The sequence below is a fragment of the Aquimarina acroporae genome (genome assembly GCF_023195925.1).
GTDB lineage: Bacteria > Bacteroidota > Bacteroidia > Flavobacteriales > Flavobacteriaceae > Aquimarina > Aquimarina acroporae.
The window spans coordinates 22,055-37,143 of the sequence record NZ_JALPRE010000019.1 but is presented as its reverse complement, the minus strand read 5'-3'; the positions used below and the strand labels follow the sequence as shown (position 1 = coordinate 37,143).

The following is a 15,089-nucleotide window of genomic DNA, read 5'->3' as shown; positions in this document are numbered from 1 at the left end:
AAAATGGAAAGAAAATTCCTAAATTCTTAGTGTAATACTAGACATGACAAATTAACCTACAACGTTTTTTTTGTTAATGATCGATTAAAAGGAATAGTTTTTGCCCTAGTAATTCTAAAAATTACTATTTTAGTTATTAAGAAAAAGAAAGAGATTATTTATGGATGATAATTTTTCACCTAGAGTTAAAGATGTAATTGCTTATAGTAAAGAGGAAGCCCTTCGATTAGGGCATGACTTTATTGGCACGGAGCATCTTATGTTAGGGTTATTGCGCGACGGAAGTGGAAAAGCAATCAGTATCCTTGATGCCTTAGATATAGATTTAACCAATTTGCGAAGAAAGGTTGAAATTCTAAGCCCCGCCAATCCTAATGTTGCAGTTGCTTCAAACGAAAAAAAGAACCTTCACCTAACCCGACAAGCAGAGAGAGCTTTAAAGACTACATTTCTTGAAGCTAAACTGTTTCAAAGTTCTTCGATTAATACAGCGCACCTTTTGCTGTGTATCTTAAGAAATGAAAATGATCCAACCACGAAACTTTTAAATCGTTTAAAAGTAGATTATGATAACGTTAAAGACCAATTTAAATATATGATTGCTAACGAAGACGAATACCTAGACAATCCAAAAGCCGAATCTTTCTCTGAAGATGATGACGATTTGTCTGGAGACAGTTCAAAAGAAAACCCTTTCAACTCACCTTCTGGTGGTAGCAAAGCTGGTAAAAAATCTAAAACTCCTGTTTTAGATAATTTTGGACGTGATCTTACAGCTATGGCAGAAGAAGGTAAACTTGACCCTGTTGTAGGTAGATCAAAAGAAATAGAAAGAGTATCACAGATACTTAGCCGAAGAAAGAAAAACAACCCGCTTCTTATAGGAGAACCTGGAGTTGGTAAATCTGCTATTGCTGAAGGCTTAGCCCTAAGAATCGTAAAGCGTAAAGTATCACGTATACTTTTTGACAAAAGAGTTGTTACTCTAGATCTTGCTAGTTTGGTAGCCGGAACGAAGTATAGAGGACAGTTTGAGGAGCGCATGAAGGCGGTCATGAATGAATTAGAAAAGAATGACGATATTATTCTCTTCATAGATGAAATTCACACGATCGTAGGTGCTGGAGGTGCTACCGGTAGTTTAGACGCTTCTAATATGTTTAAGCCAGCATTGGCCAGAGGTGAAATTCAATGTATAGGAGCTACTACACTTGATGAATACAGACAATATATAGAAAAAGATGGTGCTTTAGAAAGACGTTTCCAAAAAGTCATTGTAGAACCTACAAATATTGAGGAAACTATCGAAATCCTTAATAATATTAAGGAAAAATACGAAGAGCATCATAATGTAAGCTACACACCTGAAGCCATTGAAGCTTGTGTAAAACTTACAAACCGATACATGACAGATCGTTTCTTACCAGACAAAGCTATTGATGCTTTGGACGAGGCTGGTTCCAGAGTTCATATTACCAATATTGATGTTCCTAAAAAGATTCTTGATTTAGAAAAAAAGCTTGAAGAAGTTAGAGAACTTAAAAATAGTGTTGTTAAGAAACAAAAGTATGAAGAAGCTGCAAAACTAAGAGATGACGAAAAGAATCTTGAAAAAGAGCTTAGTGTTGCGCAAGAACAATGGGAAAAAGAATCAAAACTACATAAAGAAACAGTTGATGAGGAAAATGTAGCAGATGTAGTTTCAATGATGACAGGAATACCTGTAAATCGTATTGCTCAAACCGAAAGTAACAAACTTGCAGAATTACCTGAACTTATTAAAGGTAAGGTAATTGGTCAAGATGAAGCAGTAAGCAAAGTTGTTAAAGCTATACAACGTAACCGTGCTGGGCTTAAAGACCCTAACAAACCTATTGGCTCTTTCATTTTCCTTGGTCAGACAGGGGTTGGTAAAACCCAACTTGCTAAAGTCTTAGCCAAAGAACTTTTTGATAGTGAAGACACTCTTATTCGTATCGATATGAGTGAATACATGGAAAAATTTGCTGTTTCAAGGTTAATAGGAGCACCTCCAGGATATGTTGGATATGAAGAAGGAGGACAACTTACCGAAAAAGTAAGAAGAAAACCTTATTCTGTAATCCTGTTAGATGAAATTGAAAAAGCGCATCCAGATGTATTCAATATGATGCTTCAGGTTTTAGATGACGGATACTTAACAGATAGTCTTGGACGCAAAATTGATTTCCGAAATACCATTATCATCATGACCTCTAATATTGGAGCTCGTAAATTGAAGGATTTCGGACAAGGAGTTGGTTTTGGTACGACTGCCAAGAAATCTCAAGCCGAAGATTATGCCAAAGGTGTTATTGAAAACGCACTTAAAAAGGCATTTGCTCCTGAATTTTTGAACAGAGTAGACGATGTAATTGTATTCAACGCTCTTGAACGAGAAGATATTCATAAGATTATCGATATTGAGCTTGATAAACTTTATGGTAGAATCAAAGGTCTAGGTTATGATCTTACCCTTAGTGAAAAAGCTAAAGATTATATCACCGAAAAAGGTTTTGATAAGCAATATGGTGCAAGACCGTTGAAAAGAGCTATCCAAAAATATATTGAAGATGCTCTAGCCGAGGAAATTATTAATGCACAATTGCAAGAAGGAGATAGTATATTTATGGATATGGATGAAGATGCTGGAGAATTAACTATAAATATTAAGAAAGCCGAAGAGTCTGCAGGCTCTTAAAAAAGTGCATACCTAATAATAAAAAATCAAATAAAAAGACTGTCTTTCTCACGAAAGACAGTCTTTTTTTGTTCTGCAGTTCTTATCTTAAACTTTTGTTAAGGTGTAGTTTTTTAATTAAATTTTAAAAGTTAAATTTGTTATGCTAACAAACTATTGAATGATTACATCTTTTAATTTCAGTTTCTGCAGAGCTGAAATATATAACGACTATATCCTTACAATAATGAAAGAAGGAATTACAGTTATACCCAAGTATAACGACCTTCTTCTTATGGCATCTGAACAGTATTATAAAAACAAACCTTTCGTCTACATTTCTAACAGAGTAAATTCCTATTCTGTAAACCCTAAAATACATCTAGAAATGTCTAAAATTCCAAATCTTATAGGTTTTGCAGTCATTTCTAATGAACCTTTGCAAAAGCTCCAAGCTAGGTTAGAACAATCTATGTTCGAAAAAGACTTTAGGTTATTTGAGTCTAGAAAACTTGCAATTGAATGGAAGGATAGTATTATCCAAAACTATCTATCTAAAAACCCTTTGAATTAAAACTAATTGCTTTTTTCTAACGTAAACCATCGAAGAACACAATGAAAAAATACAACCTCACCTTCTGTCAACTCGAATTTCACGATCATTATGTCGTTGCAGTAATGAATGAAGGCATTGTTGTTTCTAAAGAAAATAACGCTATTCTAGTTGAAATAGCTGAAAAACATTATCAAGATACTCCTTTTGTATATATTACCCATCGAATTAATTCGTATTCTGTCGATCCAACGGTATATATCAGAACCGCTCAAATTGAATCACTAAAAGGTTTTGCAGTGGTCTCAAAACATGAATCACAAAAAGTTCATGTAAAATATGAAAGGCAATTTTTTGAAAAAGAATTTTGTTATTTCGAAACCATGGACGAGGCCCTAAAATGGAAAGATGAAGTTATAAAAAAGCATTTAAAATAAACCGCTAAGAAACCATTCCTTATTTCAATCTATTCAGAATAATTGAATAATTCTTGTTTTTTTCTTAACTTATACAAAGGAAAACAGGAAAAATTAATGATTACTTCTTACGATTTTGGGTATTGTAGAGCCGAAGTATACAATGATCACGTTATTGTATATATCAATAATGGTGTAACCGTTTCTCCCGAAAATATATCCGAATTAAATTTTGTAACCAAAAAACATTTCGAAAACAAACTATATATATACATCACAGTAAGAGTAAATTCGTACACGGTAGATCCTATGATATATCTGGAGAGTAATAAAATTGAAAATTTATTAGGTTTTGCAATAGTTTCAAAAGATTCAAAACAAATAAGCCAAGTCAAAATAGAAAAGGTATTCACCAACAAAAAAATCAAACAATTCAGGACATTAAAAAAGGCCCTACAATGGAAAGATAAGATCATTAAAAAACATGTTTCTTAGGGTAGTTCTTCAAAAAAGCAATAGCAAGTACCGATCTTACCAGTAATTATTTGTATATTAAAGTGATTTTACTACTTGAAACCAACTATGGCACAAATGATTACATCTTATGCTTTAGAATTTTGCGATCTTGATGTTTATGATGATTATGTTGTTTCCAGAATACATGAAGGCATAACTACCAAACCAGAAATGCTAAAAGTATTTTTTAAGCTCATGGATATTCACTACAAAAACAAACCCTTTGTTTATGTTTCCCATAGAGTACATTCTTTTTCCATAAACCCTGCTATTCATGCAGAATCTTCCAAAATCCCTAACTTACTTGGTATTGCAGTTGTTTCCAGTGACCCAATGCAAATAGAGCAGGTTAAAATGGAAAAGTTCTTTTTCAAGAAAGACTTTGAGATATTCGATACCATAGAGAAAGCTTTAAAATGGAAAGAAGAAATCCTAAACACCCACAAAGATTAATGAGTTAAAAAAGAAAAGTGGAGCATAAATATACACCCCACTTTTTCTTTTAAAATTGAATACTATCTACTTCGCTATATTTACAGCTCGTGTTTCTCTAATAACGGTAACTTTTACTTGTCCAGGATAAGTCATATCGGTCTGTACTTTTTGAGAAATTTCAAATGAGAGACTTGCTGCTCTTTCATCATTCACTTTTTCACTCTCTACAATAACCCTCAATTCTCTACCTGCCTGAATTGCATATGCCTTTTTTACTCCATCAAAAGCAAATGCTATTTCTTCAAGATCTTTTAACCTTTGTATATAAGAGTCCAGCACTTGTCTTCTTGCTCCAGGTCTTGCTCCACTTACCGCATCACAAACCTGAACAATAGGAGATATCATCGAAGTCATTTCCACCTCATCGTGGTGCGCACCAATTGCATTGCATACCTCTGGTTTTTCTCCATATTTCTCTGCCCACTGCATTCCTAAAATTGCGTGAGGAACCTCTGTCTCTGCATCAGGCACTTTACCAATATCATGCAATAATCCTGCTCTCTTTGCCAGTTTTGGATTTAAACCTAGTTCAGCTGCCATAACTCCACATAACTTAGCCACCTCACGTGAGTGTTGCAACAAGTTTTGCCCATAAGAAGACCTATATTTCATACGACCTACAGTCTTGATCAATTCTGGATGCAACCCGTGAATACCGAGATCTATAACCGTTCTTTTTCCCACTTCAATAATCTCCTCATCGATCTGCTTTCTTGTCTTTTTTACGATTTCTTCTATACGAGCTGGGTGAATTCTTCCATCGGTTACCAGCTTATGAAGAGATAACCTAGCTACCTCTCTTCTCACCGAATCAAAACAAGATAGGATAATAGCTTCAGGTGTATCATCAACAATAATCTCTACACCTGTAGCAGCTTCGATTGCCCTAATGTTTCTTCCTTCACGACCAATAATTCTTCCTTTTACATCGTCGCTCTCAATATTAAAAACAGACACACAGTTTTCTATTGCCTCTTCTGTTCCTATTCTTTGAATAGTATTAATCACTATTTTCTTAGCCTCCTGCTGTGCTGTAAGCTTTGCCTCTTCTATTGTGTCTTGAATTAAGGCCATAGAATCGGTTTTAGCCTGCTCTTTTAAAGACTCTACCAATTGCTCCTTAGCTTCTTCTGCTGAAAGACCAGAAATAACCTCTAATTGCTGTACCTGACTTTTATGAAGTTTCTTAAGTTCAGATTGTTTTTTCTCCAGATAATCATTACGCTTATCATAATTTTTTATCTTTTCTTCTAATTCTGTATTGAGTTTTTTATTCTTAGACAATTCACTAGAAACCTGAGACTCCTTATCCCTGGTTCTTTTCTCTGCCTCTGCCATTTTCTTATCACGAGATAGTATTACTTTTTCGTGTTCAGATTTTAACTCAATAAATTTTTCTTTAGCCTGAAGGATTTTATCTTTTTTGATGGTCTCTCCCTCCTTTTTAGCCTCTCTTATTATACTTGAAGATGTTTTCTTCGCATTTTTAATAATTTCTGATGCTTTATTACGCTCGAGCACTTTTGCTATAATAAACCCCACTACTAACCCCACAACTGAAGCAATAATCAATAATATAGTGTTATCCATAATCCATGTTAGTATTTATATATAAAAAAAGCCTGCACTAGTAAAGGTTTTGTATAAACTCTGTAAAAACAGGTTTAGGGCTAACAAATTGCTCAAGAATCCGCTCAAAGGCGGCGCGCTTTTACAACTTAAACTCACCCTTTTTAATTAATTCTTGTTGAGTTTATCAAAATAACAACTAGTGCAGGCAGTAACCTTATTTATTTTTAATGAACGTTATGACATGTGATCGTGCAATAATTGACTAAGCGCACTTAGTCTGCTTGCTACAGTATCCATATCATCATTTTTATCTATAACTTTTTGTTCGACCTGAGCGGCAAACTGCAAAGCACACATAGCTAATACATCTTGCTTATCCCTAACCGCATAGCTCTGCTCAAACTGCTTTATCATAGCATCTATCTTTTTTGCAGCTTTACGTAAACCTTCTTCCTGTTCTGGATTAATGGTTAACGGGTATACCCGATCTGCAATCGATAGTTTAATCTTAAGCTTTTCTGCCATATTATTACTATTCAGAGAGTTGCGCTATACACATATCTATCTCTCTAATTAAGGCGTTTATTTTGAGCTTGGTCTCCCTTTTATATTCATCACTGCCTAGCATTGCGTTCGCATTTTTAAGAGCACTAAATTTCTCTTCCCAATGCTTTAATTGATCTGATTGAAGCTGAGAACTAGTCTCTAATTCTTGTATCCTATCCTTAAGATTTGCATTCTGTTGTTTCATTAATTCATACTTATGAAGCAACTTGCTTATCCTATTCTCAAGAGAATCAACAATTTCAATTAAATCACTCATTAATATATTTTACACAATACTTCGTTACACAAAGTTAACATACCAATTGAAAAAACCCAATAGTTTTTAAACTAATTTCATATAGGGTTAATCAAGGCCCTCAACCTTAGAAATTTCGTCTACTTTTTTTAACGCTGAAGCAATAATTTGATGCATGTCATAATACCTATATTCTGCCAAACGTCCTCCAAAAATAACATGTTTTAGCTTCAATGATTCTTCTTTATACTTTTTAAATATCTCTTGGTTTTCATCATTATTAATTGGGTAATATGCTTCTTTTCCTGTATCCCAGTTTTCAGGATACTCTCTTGTAATAATTGTTTTAGACTGTTTTCCAAATTCGAAATGCTTATGCTCTATGATACGGGTAAACTCATATTCGGCATCATTATAATTAACTACAGCATTCCCTTGATAATTATCTATATCTAGTGTCTCGTTTTCGAATCTTAGCGATCTGTACTCTAACTGTCCAAATTTGTAATTAAAAAACTCATCTATCTTACCGGTATATACCACTTTTTCGGCCAAAGCCTCTAGCTCCGTTCTATTTTCAAAAAAATCTATGCTCGTTTTTGTATCAATATCCTTCAGTAATCCGTCAATAATTACATTATATCCACCTATTGGGATTCCTTGATACACATCGTTAAAATAATTGTTGTTAAAAGTATACCTTACTGGTAGCCTCTTGATGATAAAAGCAGGAAGTTCAGTAGCCTTTTTTCCCCACTGCTTTTCGGTATATTCTTTTATAAAGGTTTCATAAATATCTTTACCTACCAGCGATAAGGCCTGTTCTTCTAAGTTTTGAGGTGACTTAGTTCCATATTTTGCAATTTGTTCATCAATTTTTGCCTTTGCCTCTTCGGGAGTTTTAGTTCCCCACAATTGATAAAACGTATTCATATTGAAGGGTAAATTGTACATCTTACCTTTTGATAAGGATATAGGGGAATTTATGTAATTATTAAAAGTTGCAAACTGATTTACATAATCCCAAATCTTTTTGTCATTGGTATGAAAAATATGAGCCCCATATTTATGTACATTTATACCGTCTTTCTCCTCACAATATACGTTTCCTCCTAAATGATCTCTTTTATCAATTACCAAGCACCTTTTATTACGTTTGGTCATCTCATGCGCAAAAACACTTCCAAATAGCCCTGCACCTACTATTAAAAAATCATATTTTTTTTCTATCACGTCTTGATTTTTACTTTCCTCTATAACGAAGGTTAATATTGAAAGGTCAAATCTATAACATTATATTGGTTTATCCTGAACTAATAATACCAAGAAAACTACCTTCTTAATTATCTCAATATTTAGTAGCATAAAAAAATAAAATGTATGTATCTTTCCTTCCTGAAATTTATTAAAAATATGATGGGCTATTACATTTCCAGAAACTACAAATCTCTTTTTAATGCAGCCGGTAAGGCAAAGACCGATTGTGAAGCTATTCTTCATAAAAAAGGGTTTAAAAACCTGGGATTTAAACAATCTTCAATTCCTAATTCGGCACTTGGGGCAATTAAAAATTTCTTCGGAATTACTTATGCCTTAATACGATTACCGTATAAAGGTACTTTGTGCACACAATACCCTTTAAATAAGTTTAGGAGCTATGTATTATTTGTAGCTCGTTTAAAAAGATGTAAAATCATCACTATAGTACATGATGTTAGATTTCTTAAAGGAAAAAGTAGTAGTCCTACCAAAGAGCTGAATAAAATCATACGCTCAGATGCCATCATTGTACATAATGACGCTATGAAAAAATGGTTTTTAGATCAGAATGTCAAAATACCAGTTATTGTTCTTGGAATCTTTGATTATTTGCTAAATGATGGATTACCAAAACAAAATGAAAATGACAATAGTGAACAACCATTTGAGGTCGTATACGCCGGAGGGTTTGGTGGAGGAAAAAACTCCTACATATATGATTTAGACACTCTTGTAAAAAAGGATTTCAGAATGAAACTCTATGGTGTAGGTTTTGACGAACAAAAACTACAGGTACCTAAAGAAGAATCGATCCTACTATATCAAGGAGTATTTCCTGCAGATCAAGTTGCATATCACATCAAAGGATCTTTTGGGTTGGTTTGGGACGGCATTTCTACAGAAGAATGTAGTGGGCAATATGGACAATATTTAAAATTTAACAATCCGCATAAAACTTCTTTATATATTTTGTGTGGTTTGCCAGTAATCGTATGGGACAAAGCGGCCATAAGTAAATTTATTCTTGAAAATGGTCTAGGATTTGTTGTCTCCAATTTAAGTAACCTTAGTGATTTGTTACATAACATCACTCAGGCAGAATACCAAACGATGAAAGCCAATGTCGAAAAAGTAAGAACCAAAATTATCTCTGGAGGATATCTTGAAGATGCATTGAATAGCTCATTTCAACATATTGAAAGAAAAAATAAGTAGTTTTATACAAAACAATCATAAATATACGTTTATCGTCACCTATGCGCGTTACTCTCATTGCAATCATATTTAGTATTGGTCTTTGTTTTGGCCAGGAAAATGTTCCAACAGATTATTTTATGCATCCCCTTGATATTCCTATGGCGATATCAGGAACTTTTGGAGAATTAAGATCGAATCATTTTCATTCCGGATTAGACATGAAAACCAATGGTGAAGAGGGATTAAATGTATATGCCGCAGCTTCGGGAAGGGTTAGCAGAATAAAAGTATCACATGGAGGTTATGGTAAAGCACTCTATGTAGTTCACCCTAACGGATATACCACGGTATATGCTCACTTAAAAAAATTCTCCCCAAAAATTGAAGCATTTGTTAAAGAACGACAATACGCCAAGGAATCTTATGAAATAGAACTGTTTCCAAAGTCTGAATCACTTACTGTAAAAAAAGGAGATATTATTGCCTTAAGTGGTAATACGGGCGGAAGCTCTGGCCCTCACCTACACTTTGAAATACGAGATCCAAAGTCTAGACCAATGAACCCTATGATTTTTGGAATTCAAGTAGAAGATACCAAAAACCCAATCATAAATAGTTTATGGGCATATACCGAAAGTAAAGATGGTCATGTAAATGGAAGCCAGATACCTTACCGGGTTAAATTAACTCCTACAGAAGATGGGAACTATACAGCTGAAAACCTGAAAGCTTTAGGAAAAATAGGTTTTGGTGTATCTACAATAGATAAGCAAGATCTCGCTAATAATAGAAATGGGGTGTATGAAATTTCTACTTTGATCAATGGCAATGAAAATCTAAAACTGAAAATGAATCGTTTTTCTTTTTCGGAAACACGATATGTAAACAGGCTAATTGATTATGGTTATTTTCAAAAAAACAGAAGTCGAATAACTCAACTATTTGTTAAACGTAACAACCCGCTAACAGTATTTAAAAAGAAGGAAAACAATGGGTTTATAACCATTCAAGATAGTTTATCATACTCCTACAAAATACAAATCAAAGATTTCAAAAATAACACTACAACAATTAGTATTCCTATTGAAGGGAAACGACTAGATTCTATCATTAAAAAGAAAGATGTAAACACACCCGATTTTGTCAAAGCCAACGAAAATTTCACTTACAATTCTGGGATTTTCGATCTTCTTATTCCAAAGGGAAGCCTCTACGAAGATACGTATTTGAATATCGATGTAAATCGAGAGACCGCTGTTATACATGATGCAGAAACACCTTTACATAAGAACATGACACTAGCCTTTGATGTATCTCACTATAAGGATGAGGATATTAAAAAGCTGTATATTGGCCGTGTAAATAAGAAAGGTAAACCTTCGCATTCTAGAACAAGAAGAAAAGGAACTCGACTTTCTACAAGAACCCGAACTTTCGGAAAATATTCATTATTTTCAGACCTTCAAAAGCCTACAATAGTACCTGTAAACGTTTCAAGTAAAAAATGGATATCTAGCGCAACGCATTTAAAAGTAAAAATTAATGACTCTGAATCTGGAGTAAAAAGCTATAGAGCAACGATTAACGGTAAATTTATTTTGATGGAGTATGATTATAAAACCGGAATGCTAGTGTATGACTTTAGTGATAATATTATTACAGATTCAGAAAATAATTTTAAACTTGTTGTGTTAGACAATGTAGGAAATCGAGCAACATTTGAAACCACTTTCTATAGAAAACCTTAAAACCTTTTTTCTTGAAAAATCATCTTTTCTTCATTCATTTCTTTCTTTTATTCGCAATTGGTCATACCGTTTTGGCCCAAGAAGCTACTCTAACTGGAGTTGTACTTGATGAGAATAACATTCCAGTGCAAGGAGCCAATATTACATACAACAACACCGGAACTCAATCTGACCAAAATGGAGTGTATGTGCTAAACATACCTGCGAACCAGGAAATACAAATAAATGTTAGCCACATTGCATTAAAAAGCCTACAGTTCACTATTAAACTAGATGAAAATCAAGAATATGAACTGAATCCTATCTTGAAAAATAATGTAGAACAAATTAGTACGGTAGTAATTTCAGGAAGGGAACGCAAAACGGTAGAGGGAATAACCACCTTAGACCCTGAAACCATTCGTAATACACCTTCTGCCAATGCGGGTGTAGAAGGTCTATTAAAAAGTCTACCTGGAGTAAGTTCAAATAATGAATTAAGCACACAATATGCTGTACGAGGTGGAAACTTTGATGAAAACCTAGTGTATGTAAATGAAATTGAAATCTATAGACCTTTCTTAATACGATCTGGACAACAAGAAGGGTTAAGTTTTGTGAATTCAGACCTTGTAAGAAATGTAGATTTTTCTGCTGGAGGATTTCAAGCTAAATATGGAGATAAGCTTTCTTCTGTTCTGGATATCACCTATAAAAGGCCTACCCGATTAGGCGCTTCTGCCAATTTAAGTTTATTAGGCGGTAGTGTCTCTGCAGGTGGCATTTCTAAAAACAAAAAATTATCAGCTCTCGTAGGAGTGCGTTATCGCGATAACCGACTATTAGTAAACTCGAAGAATGCTGAAGTTAATTTTCAGCCTTTGTTTGCCGATGTACAGACCTATTTGTCGTATAACTTCTCAGACAAATTCGCATTAGATTTCTTAGGGAATTTAGCAGTAAACAAATACGATTACGAGCCCATAGAAGAACAAATAAACTTTGGAACTTTACAAACTGTGCAAGCACTTAGGGTTAGATATCAAGGACAGGAAGAAGATCAATACGATACGTATTTTGGAGCACTAAAGGGAACATACAAACCTAATGATAATCTAACACTTAGGTTTATTGGATCTGCGTATCAAACTCAGGAACAAGAACATTTTGACATACTCGCTTCTTATGCCCTCGGTACTGTAAATACTGATATTGGTAGCGAAGATTTGGGTGATATCGAATTTGCCGAAGGTATTGGCTCTCAACTAACACATGCCCGTAATGATCTGGATGCACTAATCTTTAATGCAGAACATAGAGGAACCTACACTTCCAACCAACACAAGTTGGATTGGGGAGTTAAATTCACTCATGAAGATATAAAAGATCGTCTTCAGGAATTTGAAATTATTGATTCAGCCGGGTTTTCTATTAGACCACCCATATTAGATATCATTAACGATCAACCTTACACCCCTTTTTCGAGTCCAATAGTACCATTTAGCAGTGTTAGAGCAATAAACGACACTAAAATAGATCGTCTTTCAGGATATATGCAATACAGTATTCGCTCTACCATAAAAGAACACGAAGTTTGGACAAATGTAGGTGTTAGGGCTCATAACTGGAATATTTATGGAGATACTGTTAATAGTACCGATTCCCAAATTGTTTTTAGTCCAAGAGCTCAAATAGCGATAAAACCTGATTGGGAGAAGGTAGATATGGTTTTCAGAGCCTCTGGTGGTTGGTATCATCAACCCCCGTTTTACAGAGAGCTTAGAGACTCTTTAGGCGTGGTTCGCCCTGAAGTGAAAGCTCAACAATCTATACATGTAGTACTTGGTAATGATTATAGTTTTAAATTATGGAACAGACCCTTTAAATTAACCTCAGAAGTCTACTATAAGAAACTGACAGATGTTAACCCTTACACTATAGAAAATGTAAGAATACGATACCGAGCACGTAATAATGCCGAAGCATATGCAATAGGTGCAGATATGCGACTAAATGGGGAATTTGTTCCGGGAACCGAAAGTTGGGTAAGTTTAGGTTTCTTAAAGACAGAAGAAAATATTGATGATAGAGGGTATATTTCAAGACCAACAGATCAAAGACTAAAAGTAGGGGTACTTCTTCAAGATTATGTTCCTTCTATACCAAGTTTAAAGGGGTATCTTAATTTAGTATATCAAACAGGTGTTCCTGGTGGTTCTCCAAGTTATGCCGATCCATATGATTTTCAATCTAGATTACCCGACTATAGAAGAGCAGATTTAGGAGTATCTTACATCATTGTAGATGCTAACAAAAGGTTGAGAAAAGGCAATTTCTTTAACTCCTTCAGAGAATTAAGTGTTGGGGTCGAAATTTATAACCTTTTTGATAACGAAAACTCTATCACTAACACTTTTGTGCGTGATGTGGCTAGCCAAAGACAGTTTGCCGTTCCTAACTTACTTACTCCAAGAGTTTTTAACGTAAGAATGGGGATGAAATTCTAGTTTTCTATAAAATTCTTTAACACGCCGATTACATAATCTACTTCTTCTCTGGTATTATATTTAGAGAAAGAAAAACGAACTGAAGGGTTTTGTAGATCATCTTCACATAGTATTTCTGTAAGTACATGAGAACCTTTGCTACTTCCACTTTGACAAGCACTACCTCTAGAACATGCAATCCCATTAATATCCAAGTGAAACAACAAAATACCCGCTTTCTCGGGAGACATTGGAATACAAACATTGATCAAGGTATAGGTACTGTGATTTAAATCACTACAATTGGCATTAAATTTCACACCTTCAATATGCGCTTTAAATTGATCAACAAAGTATTGCTTTAGGCTAACTACATATTCTTTCTCCTCTTCTAAATGCTCATATGCCAACCTTAATGCTTCATCCATACCCACAATATTGTGTACACTTTCTGTGCCCGCTCGATACCCTCTCTCCTGCTCTCCACCAAAAATCAAAGGTCTCAAACCAGAATTTTTTCTAATATAGGCAAAGCCTATACCTTTAGGTCCATGAAATTTATGAGCGCTTACTGCTGTAAAATCAATATGAAGCTCCTTAAGATCAACCTCTAAATGACCCATAGATTGAACCATATCACTATGAAAAAGAGCATTATGCTCTTTACATAAATTACCAACTTTGGCAATATCCAAAATAGTACCCACTTCATTGTTAACATGCATTAAACTAACCAAAGTTTCGCCTGGGTAAGTCTTTAATAAAGATTCTAAATGTTCATAATCTACGCTTCCGTCCTTCTGAATATTTACATAACTTATTCTTACATCATGATGCACACCTATTTCCTGAACAGTGTGTAAAACTGCATGATGTTCAATTTTAGAAGTTATAATATGTTTAATATTTAAATCTCTAACTGCACTGTTTATTGCCAGGTTATCAGCTTCAGTTCCCCCAGAAGTAAAAATAATTTCTGATGCTTTCACACCCAGATATTTAGCTATATTCTTTCGTGCTTGTTCTATATGATTTTTTGCAGAACGCCCAAAACCATGTGTAGAAGACGGGTTTCCGAAGTCATCTTCCATTACCGATACCATTTTGGTAATTACTTCGGGTCTCAGCTTTGTAGTAGCTGCACTGTCAAAATAAACCTTTTGCATAAAACTCAAATAATTAGTTGTCTAATCTGTTTAACAGGTAGAATTTCTAAAAACTGGTTTGTTTTTTTATGAAATCCCCAATTTTCAGCTCCACAAAACTAGTTTAAATAAAATTATTTTTAGCAAGTCGTCATATAATCTTTCAATTACTTTATTTTTGCCATGAAATAAAGTCAAATTGATTAGAACATTTATCTTTTT

At 34.2% G+C, this 15,089-nt stretch carries 13 protein-coding genes and 1 other RNA gene; 8 read left to right on the top strand and 6 right to left on the bottom strand.

The window, feature by feature from the left end; all coding sequences use genetic code 11:
• The first annotated feature begins 160 nt into the window (after positions 1–160).
• The 5 genes from M0D21_RS21230 (at position 161) to M0D21_RS21210 (ending at position 4,636) form a co-directional block, all read left to right on the top strand.
• Positions 161–2,719 carry an ATP-dependent Clp protease ATP-binding subunit gene (locus M0D21_RS21230; RefSeq protein ID WP_248333254.1) on the top strand — a complete coding sequence of 853 codons (2,559 nt, stop codon included), beginning with the start codon at positions 161–163 and terminating at the stop codon, positions 2,717–2,719.
• A gap of 160 nt (positions 2,720–2,879) precedes the next feature.
• The gene (locus M0D21_RS21225) at positions 2,880–3,272 is read left to right on the top strand and encodes a hypothetical protein (RefSeq protein WP_248333252.1); all 393 of its coding nucleotides are present in this window, start codon (positions 2,880–2,882) and stop codon (positions 3,270–3,272) included.
• Positions 3,273–3,313: 41 nt separating this feature from the next.
• Positions 3,314–3,688 (top strand): hypothetical protein, encoded by a 375-nt coding sequence (locus tag M0D21_RS21220; protein ID WP_248333250.1) that lies wholly within the window; start codon positions 3,314–3,316, stop codon positions 3,686–3,688.
• A 96-nt stretch (positions 3,689–3,784) separates the two neighbouring features.
• Positions 3,785–4,162, top strand: a complete 378-nt coding sequence (locus tag M0D21_RS21215) for a hypothetical protein (RefSeq protein WP_248333248.1) — start codon at positions 3,785–3,787, stop codon at positions 4,160–4,162.
• Positions 4,163–4,258: 96 nt separating this feature from the next.
• A complete protein-coding gene (locus M0D21_RS21210) occupies positions 4,259–4,636 on the top strand; it encodes a hypothetical protein (RefSeq protein WP_248333246.1) in 378 nt (125 codons plus the stop codon).
• Between the two features lie 66 nt (positions 4,637–4,702).
• Here the strand turns inward: M0D21_RS21210 and rny are convergent, their stop codons facing one another.
• The 5 genes from rny to glf all read right to left on the bottom strand — a co-directional run bounded on the left by rny (position 4,703) and on the right by glf (position 8,282).
• Positions 4,703–6,268, bottom strand: coding sequence for a ribonuclease Y (gene rny, locus M0D21_RS21205; RefSeq protein ID WP_248333243.1), 1,566 nt, complete (start codon positions 6,266–6,268; stop codon positions 4,703–4,705).
• A gap of 55 nt (positions 6,269–6,323) precedes the next feature.
• A non-coding RNA gene (ssrS, locus tag M0D21_RS21200) (6S RNA) lies at positions 6,324–6,431 on the bottom strand.
• 53 nt (positions 6,432–6,484) lie between these two features.
• The gene (locus M0D21_RS21195; protein WP_248333241.1) at positions 6,485–6,775 is read right to left on the bottom strand and encodes a cell division protein ZapA; all 291 of its coding nucleotides are present in this window, start codon (positions 6,773–6,775) and stop codon (positions 6,485–6,487) included.
• Positions 6,776–6,782: 7 nt separating this feature from the next.
• Positions 6,783–7,073, bottom strand: coding sequence for a hypothetical protein (locus M0D21_RS21190; protein WP_248333239.1), 291 nt, complete (start codon positions 7,071–7,073; stop codon positions 6,783–6,785).
• An 87-nt stretch (positions 7,074–7,160) separates the two neighbouring features.
• Complete coding sequence (glf, locus tag M0D21_RS21185) at positions 7,161–8,282, bottom strand: UDP-galactopyranose mutase (RefSeq protein ID WP_317250837.1); 1,122 nt, start codon at positions 8,280–8,282, stop codon at positions 7,161–7,163.
• Positions 8,283–8,465: 183 nt separating this feature from the next.
• Here glf and M0D21_RS21180 point away from each other — a divergent pair, with 183 nt between their 5' ends.
• From M0D21_RS21180 to M0D21_RS21170, 3 genes are read left to right on the top strand one after another with little or no spacing between them, the layout of a single operon-like run.
• Positions 8,466–9,527: a beta-1,6-galactofuranosyltransferase gene (locus M0D21_RS21180; RefSeq protein WP_248333238.1), complete on the top strand. Its 1,062-nt coding sequence runs from the start codon at positions 8,466–8,468 to the stop codon at positions 9,525–9,527.
• A gap of 41 nt (positions 9,528–9,568) precedes the next feature.
• Positions 9,569–11,257 (top strand): M23 family metallopeptidase, encoded by a 1,689-nt coding sequence (locus M0D21_RS21175; RefSeq protein ID WP_248333236.1) that lies wholly within the window; start codon positions 9,569–9,571, stop codon positions 11,255–11,257.
• Between the two features lie 11 nt (positions 11,258–11,268).
• A complete protein-coding gene (locus M0D21_RS21170; protein WP_248333234.1) occupies positions 11,269–13,743 on the top strand; it encodes a TonB-dependent receptor in 2,475 nt (824 codons plus the stop codon).
• Here the strand turns inward: M0D21_RS21170 and M0D21_RS21165 are convergent.
• Positions 13,740–14,888: a cysteine desulfurase family protein gene (locus M0D21_RS21165; RefSeq protein WP_248333232.1), complete on the bottom strand. Its 1,149-nt coding sequence runs from the start codon at positions 14,886–14,888 to the stop codon at positions 13,740–13,742. The genes M0D21_RS21170 and M0D21_RS21165 overlap by 4 nt on opposite strands.
• Positions 14,889–15,089 lie beyond the last annotated feature (201 nt).